The organism is Microbulbifer maximicatervae (SeqCode), from assembly GCF_052467955.1.
Window position 1 is genome coordinate 1,220,250 of sequence record NZ_CP174329.1, and the last position, 14,791, is coordinate 1,235,040.

Consider the following 14,791-nt stretch of genomic DNA (forward strand, 5'->3'; position numbering starts at 1 on the left):
TACATGGTGGAATAGCAGCCAAAAAGGCTGAAAAATCTGGCAAGTCATCCAGTGCCAGAGGTTTTACAGCAGGTATACCTCACCGGAGGAAAAGGTATCTCTGTAAATAGGTAGGACAGTGCTGCTACAAAGGCATTGTCGCCAGTGCAAGAGCAGAGGAAGAGAGTAGGGATGATGCATTTTGGTGGCTTCCCTGATACTGCTTAGGAGTCCAAAATTTTGTTCCGCCTTCATCAGTTTTGCTGAAATCGGAGTGAGTCGCTATAGGAAAGAAGTTGTAAATTCCTGAGAAGAAAGTTCTATTTTTTGATCTTGAACTTCCCTTTTCTTAGTATTGCTTTTAACTCTCTAATCCTGGAATAGAGGAGTAATCCTGTTGGGCAGAAAGGCATAAAAAATCCGGAATCCTTGCTAGGAGTTCCGGATTTTTCTCGCTTAATCAGAAAGCAGAAGTGCTTAATTGACTAGCGCTGAGCTATTGGTTGCATTTATTAATTACAACCAGGGTTACTGGAACACGAGGCTTTGGTTGGCGTGGCCGTGCTGCATTACTGTAGCAGTTTCGTAGAGGCCGAACTGCCCCACCAGGCTATTGTTGTTGTGTCCTGATTGGCGTGCTGTTGCGCTGTGTCCAGAACCGATCTGTCCCAGGTACACATCATTGTGGTGGCCTCTCTGGCGGGCACTCGCACTGTGGTCATATCCAGCCTGGGAAATATCCGCTTCCTGGTTGTGGCCACGCTGACGCATACGGGCGTAGTGATCACCACCTACCTGACGAATATCACCATCATTGGATTCACCGGACTGGCGCATGCCGGCATCGTGGCCAAAGCCGCTCTGGAAGGTATCTGCGTTGTGCAGTTCTCCTCTCTGACGGATAACGGTTTCAGAACCAACGCTCAGAACCTGGGTGGCGGTTGCCGTGTTGTGGCTGTCCATCTGGCTAATCATCACCATGTTGCCAGCACCTGCAAATTGATAGGTGAGAGCGTAATGGTTATCGCCAGATTGCTGATGGGCGGAGTAGCTGCCCAGCTGCCCAATCTGGTAGGTCTCAGATACGTTGGTGGTGCCGGACTGGTAGCTGAACGACTCGTTGCCGGCACCACCGCTCTGCAGCAAGTGTGCTGAATGATGATCACCTTCCTGGTACTGGTAGCCATAGCTACCGAGCTCGATGCTATGAGTGATCTCTGCATCATTGCTATGGCCGTGCTGTTCCTGCATAGCGTTGTTATCCCAGGTCAGCGGCCCGGTCTGATCGATAGTGGCATTGTTGTGGCCGCCATTCTGGTCCTGAGTGGCAGTGTTGCCGCCCGCATAAGCGGTTCCACTGATGGCCAGGGTTAGGGCTACAGCGATAGGGGTCAAAGTCTTCATGAGTGTCTCCATTACTACAAACTTCAATGAGCATCACATGGTGAAATCCCAGCCTAAATGGCTGAAAGGGGGTGGCACGTCATCCTGCGCCGAGGGTTTTACAGCAGGTGCACCTAGCCGGAGGGATAGGTATCACTGTAAAGAGGGGGAGCAGCGTTGCCGTACAGGCATTGCCGCCAGTCAAACAGGTAAGCGGGAGAGTAGGACTGATACATTTTGATGGCTTCCCTGATACTGCTTAGGGGTCCAAAATTTCGTTCCGTCCCCAATATTCTTGCTGGGAATTGGGGGTGGGGCTATAGGAGAAAAGTTGTAAATCCTTGAGAAGAAAGTGCTATTGCACAGTACCGAATTTAACTTTTCTCTCTCTATAGCCTTTACCTGTTGCTATGAACAACGAGGGGATTTAAGTCGGATTTTTCGATTGGCAATTTTGTTGCGAGCCTATTTACTGTGAAATATGGCTACTGTTGGAAATGCCGATCTGTAGGGTGTTGCTGGATGCTCCCGCTCTTATCTGGCTGGTTTGGACTTGGTTAAATAAGCCAATCTGGGTGCTACTGGCCATTTGATTCAGACCTAGTTGAGAAAATGAAACGTTATTTTCCAGCCCAATTTGGTTTGATTGATTGGTATTGCCAACACCAGCTTGCAAAGAATTTGCTGAATTTAACAACCCTTCCTGTGACGCTGACGATGAATTCCCTGTGCCCAGCTGCTCCATTTCGGAAAAGTTAAGTGCGCCTGTCTGGGTAATTGAAGATTCATGAGCGATGCCGGTTTGCTCACTGACACCTAAATTAAGCAAACCCGCCTGTGAAATTGAGGCATTACCGGTAAAACTGAATACTTGTGCCACGGCGGCGACATTGGCTCTATCTGTCTGCTCAATATTGACGCTGTTATTGGCCCCGGAAATTTGTACCGTGGTGGCAACCTGTCCCTGTCCATCCTGAGTATGCAGGGAGAAACCGTTTATTTGGTTAACTTGCCGGGTGAGTGATCTGCTATTAGAGCCAATCTGTACGCTCTGTCCCGCATTGTCACTCCCTGTAGATTGGGAGACTCTGGAAAAATGATTGCGGCCAGTTTGAAATTGGGAAATTGTGCTGTTGATTTCTATGGATTGAATGCCGGTGGCGTCATTAAAAAAGCCAATTTGCTCTTGCAGGATTAAGTTGCCCTCATTAAGCGGAAACCTCTGGTTGGCAACGGCATTGTTGCCAATACCAACCTGTATCTGCTCTACGGTTTGGTCATTCCCAAAGGCGGAATTGACGGAAAGAAATGCGATAAATGTGACTACCGGCGAGTAAATAATTTTTTTCACGAATACCTCCACGACTACATAACAAGGAGCATGAAAATTACGGCTTTGAAGTGCGGTATCGGCAAGCAAGCATAGGGAAATTACTATAGGAAATTAAATTCCAGACAGTAATTTTTAAGAGTGCTAAAAACGAATTGACCCAACTACCGCTATTTTCATTGTTGATGGCGGTATAGTAAGTTTCTATAGGGCTTTAGTCTCAATTTAATGAGAAATAAGTATCAAGAAATGAGTGCTTTTACTTCAGGAATCCAGTCGGAATAAGTTGACCTTACTCCGACTGGTAGTAACCCAGTTACTGTAAAACTACTGCCGTATTACCGGTACCGGTTTGGGTAATATTGGCGGATTGGGAGAAACCATTTTGAATCACAGTTGCATCATTCATACTGCCAGACTGATTGACGATCACCATATGGCCACCGCCTAGTCCGCCGTTACCGGATTGCATAATGTTGGCGGAATTCAAGAAACCATCTTGAGTGACAAAAGCACTGTTATACCAGGATACTTGCACGATAGTGGCCATGTTGCCCTCGCCATCCTGATAGAGGTCCAGTTCGTTGTACATATCGGACTGGGCGACATCTGCGTTGTTGGCGGCGCCGATCTGTTGGATACTGGCGTAGTGCCCGGTGCCTTCCTGGCTGATTATGGCTTCATGACTTGAACCTTGCTGGAAAATCATCGCATCGGAATTAAAGCTTGCATATTGTCCAATTAATGCACCGTGGAGTTCGCCCATTTGCTCAATAATAGAGACGTTATCGCTACCGAGGTGTTGTTGGATCTCTGCTTCGTTACCGGACCCCACCTGGCGTATTGTCGATTGCCCATGCTGTGTGGCTAATTGATAGCTATTGGCACGATTATTAGAGCCCGACTGGAATATTTCTACGCTATTTGCGATCCCATCCATTTGCAGGCTATAGGCGTCGTTGAGACTGCCTTCTTGTATTTGGATAATTGAGCTTTCTATTTCGTTTTGCTGTACGGCCTCTGCAATATGAGCAGAGCCGTCCTGACTGATCTCCAGGTGATTATCGATAGCGCTTGGGTCAGTTTGATCCGCTACAGCTGAGTTACTGGAGCCACTTTGGGTGATTAATGTAGTATTTTCTGCAGCATAACCCAAGCTGGTGGCAGATATCGCCAGTACCAGTGGAATTACGGTAATCTTCTGCACGGCTAACTCCTGTGTATTACCGTCTAGTGGTAAATCCGGTCGTTAAAACTTTTGCCTGTGTTACCTGTGAAGTGAGTAACGTCAAAATGTGAGAAATCGTTTACATGGAAAACTGTAGACGAAGAATTTTGAAACCACTGCTACGTAAGAAAATATTGATGCAGTATTTTTATCAGGTAAGGAAAGAATGCCATTCTTTGGGTAGCTTTGTAAGTGACTCATAAATTAAAGCTGGCATTAAAAAATGCATTCTTTCCTCTATGTATATTGAAAATATAATAACTTTCAGCCGGAACGAATATGCCGCTACTGCATGATAAATCCTTGGTTTAACATACCATTCTGAATGCCAATAGCCGTTTGATTGTCGACGCTTTGGGTAATAGTATGAAGGTTAGTTGTTCCTATCTGGGTACTGCTTGCAGTTTGCATTGCTCCAGCTTGATCCACGATGGACATATTGCCAGTACCATCTTGTAGCGTAGAAACCAACAAAATATCTCCCGTCTGGGTCTGGGTACTAATGTTACCATCTCCTATCTGGGTACTTGTTGCTACCAGGATGTCACCCGTTTGTATAGAAAAATGAGTATTCAGGTTGCCCGTTTGCGAGGAGGTCAACAGATTATCAAACCCTGTTTGTTCGGCATCTGCGCTATTTTGATCACCCGTTTGAGACACATTTAGGCTGTTAAACGTAGTGGTAGTTTGAGTCACTAACATCTGGTTATCAAAGCCAGACTGATAGAGGTTGACTGTATCGAAACTACTATCTGTTTGGGAGAAAATGATGTCATTTGCAGAATTGAACTGAGAAATGTCAACAAAGCTAGAAGATGTACTGTCCTGTAAAGTAGAGGCGAAATTTCCAGCGCCCTCCTGATAGATATTTACCTCTGCATCATCTGAAAAATTAGTTTGAGTCGAGTCAGCTTCATTCCCCAGCGTTACCTGTTCATGCCTGATGATACTCAAGTTGGTTGAAGTGTCTTGCCGGCTTTTGCTAACCTGTGCTTCATCTGCCTGAATAACCTCAATAAGGTTGTTAGTTGTTGTTGGGTCTACTTGGTTTGCAGTCACCTGGTGATTGTTACCCGTTTGTTCCACGGTAGTTGTATTTCCATCCGCATAAGTAATTGACCCGACAAGGCATAGACTGATGCCCACGGAAATTGGTGTATGGATTCGCATCGATATCTCCGATTGAAGGTAAGGTGGATTTTTCTTATCCCCATGATTTCAGTTGCGGTGAAGCATCAAGCCTAGGAAGGACAAAAGACTCCATAGATAGGGTATGGCATTTATTGCGCAAGGAGTTTGGCACACCTTGTTTTATTGCTATCCCTAATAGGTATTATCTCTGGAGTACCTGACAATACCCTGATGCTGGTATGAGTTTTATCGTAAGCCTCAAATATTGCTATGGGAAGTTAGTGCCTAAAAAATAGGAATATTTTCTTTGTTGTTGTTTTTTACGCTAGAGCACTAAGGTTGCTGGATAAGTGGACTTAAATGAAATTCAGTTAGGGGCTCGATAGGGCGACCCTTGTTTAAAGCCCTAATCAGGGTTGCTTAAAAATAAATCCCATATTATTACTGTTTTGGGTAGTATTAAATGTGTAGGGGTCTCCAATTTTAATTTTGGCAGCTGGATTTTTCGCAGCAATGAGATCGCCCTGGTCTACTGTAGCGTGCCATTTTTGGTAAGCTGAGTCGGGAGAGGTTTGGATTTTGTGGGGCTGATTCTACGTGTATATAGGGGTTAATACTTGTTTAGCACAATATAAACCGATAAATTTTTTCAGATAAAAAGGCCGGCTTTAAAAGTCGGCCTTAATTTTGGCTACTGAATAATAATTGCCATGTTGAAATCACCTACTTGAGCAGGCGCTGCTGCATTAAGATCCGTAGACTGAGTAACGGTAATTGTATTGAAGTTGCCAAGTTGTGATGCCGTAGTGGTGTTAAAGTCACCAGGCTGCGTCACAGTTAAGTTATTGAACGTGCCGTCCTGGGCTGCTGATGAAAAGTTATCGAAACCTACCTGCGTAACAACAGCTACGTTAGACGTCCCTACCTGTGCGGTGACAGCCCAGTGATCACCACCACTTTGATTGTGTACCAAAGTCTGGCCAGTACCGCTCTGGAAACCTTCACTATAATTGCCGTCGTCAGATTGGCTGAAGAAGATGGTGTTGAAAGAGCCATCCTGGAAGGAGAGTGTTGTACTGTTACTGGCCAAGACTTGCTGATGGGCGACTACATTGGTGTCTCCCGCTTGAATCATCGTCATGCTACTTGATGTGGTGCCACTTTGTGTCGCTGAAGCAGTGCCATTAGTACCTGTTTGACTAATAACCGCTGAGTTTAATGATGTAGCGGTTTGTATGCCTGCAGCAACATTACCATCGCCGGACTGATTAATGACTAGAGTATCATTTGCACTAGTGGTCTGAGCGGTAGTTGCAAGTTGTGATCCACCACTTTGGGTAATAGTTGCAACACTGGTGTCTACAAAACTCTGGACCGTTGTAGCAATCTGTCCATCATCTATTTGCGTGATAGTAGCGACAGGAACATTAGAATCATTTTGAAAAGACTCCGCAAAGTTCAAGTCTCCTACTTGAGTTTGAGTAATTACTCCTAAGTTATTACTACTGGTTTGCTCTGCGTAAACCTCATTGTTGTCACCAGTTTGAGTCTGGGTGATCAGGTTATTAGTTACCGTCGGATCACTCTGATCAGCGGTTGCCATGTTACCAGTACCGTTCTGATTGAGAATGGCGGTATTGTTCGATGCGAAGGCTCCGGTGCTGGCGATCGCCAGAAGAACACTGGCGGCAATAGGTGTGTACTTGGTCATCTGTAACTCCATATAGATGTCAAATATCGCTGTACAGCTTTTACAAACAAAAAGAAAACAGCATCATTTGATATTGGAAGAGTCTCATCCTCAGGCATATTACAACCGTGCCAGAAGTATGTGAGGAAACTGGGATGAACCCGACTGCTTAATAACCTTCACATTCCTTGTGAAACCTAGCAATACCATTTAAACAGCAGCTTGATGCTGATTAGAGTTTTGTCGTCTTCTGGAGTTACAGCCATAGGACGGAAGTGCCGAAACCTTAGGAATAAAGTTCTTTTTTGAACTAGCTATGGCAAATAATGCCAGCTGATTTGGGGGGTGGCATTAAATGCATGAAATGGTTGTTTCATGGGAATTTAGGGCTAGTAATAATAATTGAAGCTTGCACTTAGCCCACCAAGTTGAAAATAGGCCGGCCAATTAAGCCGGCCTACCCCCTTTACTATTGAATGATAATTGCCATGTTGAAATCACCTACCTGTGTAGGTGTAGCCATGTTGGTATCGGTTGCCTGAGTTACGGCAATAACGTTGTTATTACCGGTCTGCGAGGCGACAGTGGTATTGAAATCTCCTGGCTGGGTAACGGTCAAGCTATTGAACGTTCCATCCTGGTAGCCTTCAGAATAGTTATCAAAGCCTGTCTGGGAGATCACGCCAATATTGGTGGTGCCCACTTGCTCAGTATAAGCCCAGTGATCATCTCCAACTTGAATGTGAGTCAAGCCCTGAGTAGTACCATTTTGGAAGCCCTCGCTGTAGTTCCCATCACCTGCTGTCTGTGATGTAGTGAATGTGTTGGAAGTGCCATCCTGGAAGGAAACAGAGGTACTGTTGGTGGCCAAAGTTTGAATGTGTATTACAGAGTTTGTGGTACCTGCCTGGGTAGCGTTAACAGTGCTCGAGGTACTGGAAGTTTGAGTAGAAGTTGCAGTATTGGTGGTTCCTGTTTGGGTTAAGAGTGCGGTGTTAAATGAACCGTTAGTTTGGATAACATTACCTACATTGCCGTCGCCAGACTGAGTCACTACAGCATTATCATTTGTACTGGAAACTTGAGTTACTGCTGCTACTTGCGGACTACCACTTTGGGTGACAGTAGCAACGCTGGTATCTACAAAACTTTGTGTAGTTGTTGCAAAGTGACCGTCGTTGATTTGGGTGATAGTAACAATCGCAGTGCTGGAATCATTCTGGAAGGACTCTGCGTCATTCATATCCCCGACTTGAGTTTGGGTAATTACACCGGAATCATTAAAGCTGGTTTGCTCTGCATAAACTACGTTGTTGTCACCAGTTTGGTTTTGTGTGATCAGGTTGTTGGATACAGTGGCATCACTCTGATCAGCCGTGGCCATATTGCCAGTGCCATTTTGGTTGAGAATGGCGGTATTGTTGGTAGCTAAGGCTCCGGTACTGGCGATCGCCAGAAGAACACTGGCGGCAATAGGTGTGTACTTAGTCATCAGTAACTCCATAGGGATGTCAAATATAGCTGTACAGCTTTTTACAAATAAAAGAATTCAGCACCATTAGATATTGGGAGTGTTTTGTCTCAGGACACGATACGGCTGTGTCAGGCGTATGTGAGTTATCTGGAGTGAAACCGACTGCTTCTAACCTTCACATTCCTTGTGAAACATCTAGCAATATCATTTTTAACAGCAGCTTGATGCTGACTAGAGTTTTGTCGGCTTTGGGAGTTGCGGCTATAGGACGGAAGTGTCGAAATTTTAGGAATAAAGTTCTTTTTTAAGCCTATGATGACAAATGTGAGCAGTTGGTTTTTTGAAATGACACAAAATTTGAGGAATTGTTGCTGCAGGCGATCTGGCTACTCAAATGGATAATTTAATTTTTGTAGTTGTGATTGTTGATAAATTAATCAGTGAAAATATAGGACTGAATAAGTCGAGGTAATCGGTTTTTGGAGAATTGATATATGCTTTAGATATTAGTCATACTGACTTATTTGTGTTGTTATGGCAGTTCCGACAACGGTGACTGAAGTATGTAATCCGTTCCCACTTTGGTAAATATTTACGTTATGAAAGCTGCCGATTTCTTCCACTTGTGCACTATTTTGTATTCCAATTTGAGATATGCCTGCTGTGTTTCCAACTCCATACTGATCGATATCTATAAAATTCTCAAAGCCCACCTGAATTAATAATGCAAAGTTGTAATCTCCGACTTGGCTGGATGAGACTATATTGTCTTTGCCGGATTGGGTGACAGCTAAGTTATTTCTATTGCCGTCCTGATGGGCAGAAGTGTAGTTGCTGCTACCTGTTTGGTAGGTGTGGACTCTATTTCCCCCGCCCTCCTGATTTATGACACTTAAATTTGAGATCGAATAAAGATTGGCTGCGCTCAATTCGCTGGCGACAGCCAATTCACTACTGCTATCCAAGTCTGAACAAAATCCTGTGCCAGGGAAGATTGCTACTGCCAGCAAAAAGGTGGCAGTGTAAGTGCTACTGATTTTATGGTACATCTTTTCAACCTTTCGAATTTCAGGATAGGCACAAAGTAAATTTTGAAGGCTTTAATCTCTACATAATGACGGTGCTATCATTTAAGTAGTACTGCAATATTGGATTCTCAATTTCATCCGGGTTGGCGAGTGCCCAGGAGTTGTGGACAATGCCTTCACTGATCAAGTGAATTACAGCGGATTCCATCGCTGAAAGCATAGCAAGCTGTGCCGGTTCGTTATAGGTAGTACCGGCTTCCAACTCCAATAGGCGTCGATATTTAACATAGCGGAATACATCGGCACTAATTGCTTTTGAATAGACCGTTTTGGAGGTTAATACAGAGTGTAATACCCGCCCGGAGCGAATATCAATGGCTCTCAAGTTAACTGTTACCTGGTCCACACGGTATTGCTCATCAGCGCCAATACCAAAGTATCGAGCGCCTGCGCCACCGGTTTGAATATTTTGGTCGTAGGCAACAATGCCACCTTCCAATAAGACGTTCGCAGCTACGAGAGTGGGAAGTGGCACACTGTTATTGACGGGAATATCCGGCTTGGTTAATCCTGCACGGATAATTTTCCGTTCGGTTAACAGATTTTGTAAGCCCTCACGCTCTAGTGGGATAAACCAGCCAGATTCATTGAGCACGTCCATTAGCATAGCCGCGCCACCCTGAGTAACCGCAGTCGAGAAACTACTATTCGGTGCGGGTTTATACTGACCGGTTTGGTCGCGGAAGCCATAAACCGCTACCAATATTTTACCTTTTGGTTCAGGAAGATTGATTAGGTCCCGGTAGGTATTTTTCCTCGGGGTGAGCATTGCATCTGTGATGCCCGGACCAAAAAGTGCATCGCCCACATCTTTGACTGCAGAACAGCTGCTTAGCGTCATTAATGTTGTTACGATGGGCAAAGCTATCACTTTTTTTATTGCATTACGCATTGCCAAAGAATCCTTTGAAATTTAAAGGTTCATTAGTTTGTCGGGTTTAATCCGCTTACAACGATTTCGCTTTTATCTCCGGTACTTCGATCGGTGATAAGTACTGTTAGGACACCATCGTTATCAACAATTTGTACGATAAAGTCGTCGGTAATTAGCTCTCCACTATTGCCGTCACCAACATCGGTAAGGAGTTGGTTTAGTAGACGGGTTTCCAGTGAATCGCTGAATCTATCCAGGGCACTGGGCTGCTCATAGAGGCTGTCAACCTTGTCAGGGTCTTCGTGGGTATCTTGGGACTGTGCATTTTGCAGTAAGTAGGTGCCGTTGAGTGGGTTGCCACCAAAGTTAGGGTTTACTGGTTCATAGATTAATTCGGTGGCGGAGATATGGTGGTAGGAGACCGCTGCCAGAGAAAAGACGGCGGTTCCTAGTAATGACTTGATCTTCATTAGAATTCATCCTTACCCAAATCAAAGGTGTCTGTGAGTGAGTTGCGAACACGCGCTTGCAGTACTTCCTGGTGAATATATTGCGCGGCCTCATCCGCCAAGCGATGAATATTATTGGTGCTTGGACTGATAAAACGCCTGAAAACAATTTTGTCGTTATAGGTAACCCAGATGAGATTTCCCCACCGTGCTGAGGGTCTTTCGTAAATAGTTAAGTTGTAAGTTGCATCTGGATAATTAAGGTTTCTGTATTCGCTCATGTAGCGGGCAAAATCGTGCCCGGTACGGGTTATTGTTCGATCAATATTGAATCCACTGATTTCGTCTTCGAGTTTTCCAGAATCGGTATCTGCTGGAGGGACCTCTGTGTCATCCTGGCCAAAGGCCAGGGATGCACACAGTGTCAACATCAACAGGGTTAGTCTCATATCCTCTCTTCCTGGAGATTGAGCTTGGCCCAATTACTGGCCTGCAGCCGGTTTTTAACTCCAATTTTTCGGAAAATGTTGTACATGTGATTTTTCACAGTGTGTTCGCTGAGGTGCAATTTTGTTGCGATCACACTGTTGGGTTCGCCGGTAGTGAGTTGTCCGAGTATTTCCTGTTCCCTGCGGGTAAGAGGGAGGGAGTTTTGTGGGCTGATATGTTGTCGCCCCTCGGCACTGTGAATCGCGGTATCCAATTTGTGAATAAGGTTTTCCTGACTGGTATTGCTGTCACAAAGTAGGTGAAAACCTTTCTGGCGTAACTTTTCCGATATATGAATGGGTAGGTTGGCTGGGAGATTAATCAGTAAAGCTTTTGCATGACTAATCTTCTTTAGATCTGAAAGAAACTGCTTTGAGTCAGAGCTCACACCAATTTGCCAGCAATCTATCACGATAGCCTGATAATGCTGCAGGCAGTTTTTTTGTTTTCCAATGCTAGATTTTTCCCAGGGTATGGGAATAGCTTGTGAAAACAGTGAAAACAATAGATCGCCTTGAAGGCCGGAGTTGCTAAAAAAAAGAACCGGCATATACCTCGTACCTCTCCTTGATACAGATAGATCTCTCTTAAAATAAGAGTTTGACCTTCCATCGACTCCTGTCGTTTAGGTTCCCAAAATTACCCCACGTTACCTGCCATGACGACGTGGGAGTCAGCGTAAAATTGTTTCTGCCGTGTTAGGGAAAAACACTCACTCAATGAGAATTTAGTTTGGAGTGTAGACGTAGGAGGGGTAAGGCTTAGGAAAAAATGTGCCTTATTTATGGGGTTTGAATATTTTTGGTTTGATTTGGCTGTGGTTTTTAAGTTTGGAAATGTATTGTTTTTCTCAGTCAAAGTTTTGAAAGGTATGCGTACAATTTATTTTTTTGGCATTTTGTGTCTCGCATATGGTGCTGTTTTTTTTCTTTGGCAACTATTGTGCTTTATTGTTGATTTTCTCTACTCTATGCAGACGTTTATTTTTTTAATTTCTAACGGGATAAACTTAAATTGATGTAAAAGAACAACTGTTTTCAGGTAACTTAATGATGTCACCTGTATGGTTCCGTATTGTTGGGTCGCCTTAACGGCCCTGCGTCTATATCAGCTTTCCCTGTGTTTCCAAAATTAGGGCCTGATCCCAATGGCAAAGCTGTCGTCATACTCCTGTACAAATTGTGAACTTTTGGGCGAATGTGCTGTCCGCAGCTGTTAGGATAGAGGCCAATTGGGCTGATAATGAAGGGGGGAGAGATGAGTCAACTAATGCAAAGTTTACCACTTTGGCTTTGGGGTATCCTGGGATTGATTGTTTTGTTCCTGGCCCGTGAGCCTGTGCATCGCGCCGTATATGCTATAGCGCGTCTGGGACATCGGGCGTTGCGCTTTGTGGCGAGTAATATTGATTCCGCAGAACAAAGACTGGTAGAGCGCAATCGAGAAGTACTTTTTGCTGAAGGCAGGGACACGGCAGAGCGCCAGATTGAAAGAGAATTTGAACGTATTGAGCAAACCGTACAGCGGGATTTGGCACTGTATCCAACCTTACATAGAAAGCTCTGTGAACAACTCAGCAGCTTGGATGAAGACTATGTACGCAGTGCTGAAATAGCACCAGAACCGTCAAACTGGGCCAGGGCTATTCGAGCTGTTTCGGAAATTCCTGGCAAAGAGGACCCTGTGGTAGCAGATGTTCTCGATACTATTAATCAGTCTATGCGCAAGGCCGAGTCCAAAGCTCTGGAGTCCTATCGTGAGTCCACCCGGGAGAGGCATCAATTACTAAAACGTATGCTGCCCAGTTGGCGTGCAATGCTTTCGACATTGGGACGTATTAACAAAAATGTAGAATCGGTTATTCGGCGGGCCAAAGCGCTGGATGGCCATATGGAGCGCTACGAAGAGATTTTGCAGGAAACGGATAAAAGCCTTCACTTGCTGTCTTCATCCTCTTTCAGCCGCTTTCTGACAGCTTCTCTGGTATTAGTGGTTGCTTTAGCTGGCGCTATGGTGAATTTTCAGTTACTGGCACAGCCTATGGCGGCAGTACTGGGCACTGAAGCTTCACTTGGCAGTTATAGTCTCGCCAGTATTTCAGCCGCAGTGGTTATCTTTTTGCAGATCACAGTCGGGTTGTTGATTATGGAATGCTTGCAGGTTACTCGAATGTTTCCTGCGGTAGGTTCCCTCGGTGAGAGTACGCGCAGGTTATTGCTGGGAGTGGCTTTGGCACTCTTATTGGTTTTGGCTGTAGTCGGTGGAAACCTGGCTTTCTCACGTGAGTTGATTCTGCAACAGCAGTTATTAGGTTCTGAGCAGCTTTGGCCAATTCCTCTGGCACAGATGGGACTTGGGTTTGTGCTTCCCTTGATTCTGGCTTTTCTGGCAATTCCTTTGGAGCAGTTTATCCGTTCAGCGCGAACGGTAATTGGTATTGGTGTGGGCTTATCCCTGCGGGGAATGACCATAATACTGCGGTTTTTGGCGATGGCTTCACTGCACTTAGGTGTTTTGGCTAATCGTTTTTACGACATCGTTATTTTTGTTCCCCTCTGGTTACAGGCTTTATATGTGCGTCAGAAACAGGGAATTGAAAGTGAGGCTAAAGAACCGGCGGGGAAAGAAGAGTCCAAAAAGAATACCGTGCTTGCTGACACTGACACTGACACTGACACTGACACTGACTCTGTTGCCAAATTAGTGGAAGAGGCGTGATCGAAGCTAACACTATCCAGCTTGAAAACTGACAAAATAATAAGTGTGGTGAAGCATGTTTTGGTTGTCGTTCTTTTTAATTGCCCTAGTCGTCCTATTTCTTTATGCCCGGTCTGCACCGGGTAAACCTTGTCCCCTGTGGTTTCCTCAGGGGGAGGGGCCGATGGTGATCGCACATGGTAATGATTGCGGCAATGGCCTCTATCCAGGAAACACGGCGATTTACCTTGAAAAAATGGTGCAACTGGGCGTGGATGCTATTGAAGTGGATCTGTGGCTCACTGCCGATGGCCATTTAGTGTTGATTCACGACAGGGAGCTGGAAATGTTCTCTGATGGTGCGGGGTTTGTAGAGGATAAAACCTTAGAGCAGCTGCGCCAGTTAAATATTGCCTATCTCTGGACTCGGGATGGAGAGCATTACCCCTATAGAGAAAAGCCTCTGCGAGTGTTGACTCTGGAAGCGGCGCTGGCAACGGTGGGGGATATGCCAATGATACTGGAGATTAAAAGTCGCCAGTATCGCGCTGCAAAAGTGTTGAAGGATGTGCTGGCAAAGTGTGGAAAAGGCGAGCAGGTCGTTGTTTCCTCATTTCACCAAGGGGTGATTAATGAGTTTCGTCGACTCTGCCCGCAAGTGGCGACGGGCACTCCTACCGTAGAGGCGGTGGTATTTTATATTGCACAGTTACTCCGAGCAGAGAAACTGCTGCGTCCAAGCTATAGCGCGATGCAGCTGCCGATGGAGCAAAAAGGTATTCCCGTAGTTACTGAAAGTATGGTGCGCGCCGCTAATAAGAAGAACGTCCACTTGGCGGTATGGACCGTGAATGGTATGGAGAATTACCGGCGCTATATTGATCTGGGCGTACACGGCATTGTGACTGACCGACCGGATCTGCTGTTGGAGATGTTGGCGCAGCAGCGAGAAACTTTATTGAAGCAGGCAGCCTGAGCT

The 14,791-nt window shown here is 45.3% G+C and carries 13 protein-coding genes; 2 read left to right on the forward strand and 11 right to left on the reverse strand.

What is annotated here, in order from left to right:
• Positions 1-507: 507 nt before the first annotated feature.
• From ACJJI5_RS05190 to ACJJI5_RS05240, 11 genes are all read right to left on the reverse strand, one after another.
• On the reverse strand, positions 508-1,383 hold the full coding sequence (locus ACJJI5_RS05190; protein WP_445355717.1) for a hypothetical protein: 876 nt from the start codon (positions 1,381-1,383) through the stop codon (positions 508-510).
• A gap of 448 nt (positions 1,384-1,831) precedes the next feature.
• A complete protein-coding gene (locus ACJJI5_RS05195; protein WP_445355718.1) occupies positions 1,832-2,713 on the reverse strand; it encodes a hypothetical protein in 882 nt (293 codons plus the stop codon).
• 295 nt (positions 2,714-3,008) lie between these two features.
• Complete coding sequence (locus tag ACJJI5_RS05200; RefSeq protein ID WP_445355719.1) at positions 3,009-3,899, reverse strand: hypothetical protein; 891 nt, start codon at positions 3,897-3,899, stop codon at positions 3,009-3,011.
• Positions 3,900-4,205: 306 nt separating this feature from the next.
• Entirely contained in the window at positions 4,206-5,090 is an 885-nt protein-coding gene (locus ACJJI5_RS05205; RefSeq protein WP_445355720.1) for a hypothetical protein, read from the reverse strand.
• Between the two features lie 652 nt (positions 5,091-5,742).
• Positions 5,743-6,762, reverse strand: a complete 1,020-nt coding sequence (locus tag ACJJI5_RS05210) for a hypothetical protein (protein ID WP_444896140.1) — start codon at positions 6,760-6,762, stop codon at positions 5,743-5,745.
• Positions 6,763-7,210: 448 nt separating this feature from the next.
• Positions 7,211-8,233 carry a hypothetical protein gene (locus tag ACJJI5_RS05215; protein ID WP_444896141.1) on the reverse strand — a complete coding sequence of 341 codons (1,023 nt, stop codon included), beginning with the start codon at positions 8,231-8,233 and terminating at the stop codon, positions 7,211-7,213.
• A gap of 488 nt (positions 8,234-8,721) precedes the next feature.
• Positions 8,722-9,264, reverse strand: a complete 543-nt coding sequence (locus tag ACJJI5_RS05220; protein ID WP_445355721.1) for a hypothetical protein — start codon at positions 9,262-9,264, stop codon at positions 8,722-8,724.
• 58 nt (positions 9,265-9,322) lie between these two features.
• Positions 9,323-10,195, reverse strand: coding sequence for a CsgG/HfaB family protein (locus tag ACJJI5_RS05225; protein WP_282931329.1), 873 nt, complete (start codon positions 10,193-10,195; stop codon positions 9,323-9,325).
• A 32-nt stretch (positions 10,196-10,227) separates the two neighbouring features.
• Positions 10,228-10,647, reverse strand: a complete 420-nt coding sequence (locus ACJJI5_RS05230) for a curli assembly protein CsgF (RefSeq protein ID WP_282931330.1) — start codon at positions 10,645-10,647, stop codon at positions 10,228-10,230.
• Positions 10,647-11,075, reverse strand: coding sequence for a CsgE family curli-type amyloid fiber assembly protein (locus ACJJI5_RS05235; RefSeq protein WP_444918144.1), 429 nt, complete (start codon positions 11,073-11,075; stop codon positions 10,647-10,649). The genes ACJJI5_RS05230 and ACJJI5_RS05235 overlap by 1 nt, the downstream gene beginning before the upstream one ends.
• Entirely contained in the window at positions 11,072-11,503 is a 432-nt protein-coding gene (locus tag ACJJI5_RS05240) for a response regulator transcription factor (RefSeq protein WP_282931332.1), read from the reverse strand. Before ACJJI5_RS05240 ends, ACJJI5_RS05235 begins: the two co-directional genes overlap by 4 nt.
• A gap of 869 nt (positions 11,504-12,372) precedes the next feature.
• Between ACJJI5_RS05240 and ACJJI5_RS05245 the strand changes: the two genes are divergently transcribed.
• Both ACJJI5_RS05245 and ACJJI5_RS05250 read left to right on the forward strand, forming a co-directional pair.
• Positions 12,373-13,833: a hypothetical protein gene (locus ACJJI5_RS05245; RefSeq protein ID WP_445355722.1), complete on the forward strand. Its 1,461-nt coding sequence runs from the start codon at positions 12,373-12,375 to the stop codon at positions 13,831-13,833.
• 163 nt (positions 13,834-13,996) lie between these two features.
• Positions 13,997-14,788, forward strand: a complete 792-nt coding sequence (locus tag ACJJI5_RS05250) for a glycerophosphodiester phosphodiesterase family protein (RefSeq protein WP_445355723.1) — start codon at positions 13,997-13,999, stop codon at positions 14,786-14,788.
• Positions 14,789-14,791 lie beyond the last annotated feature (3 nt).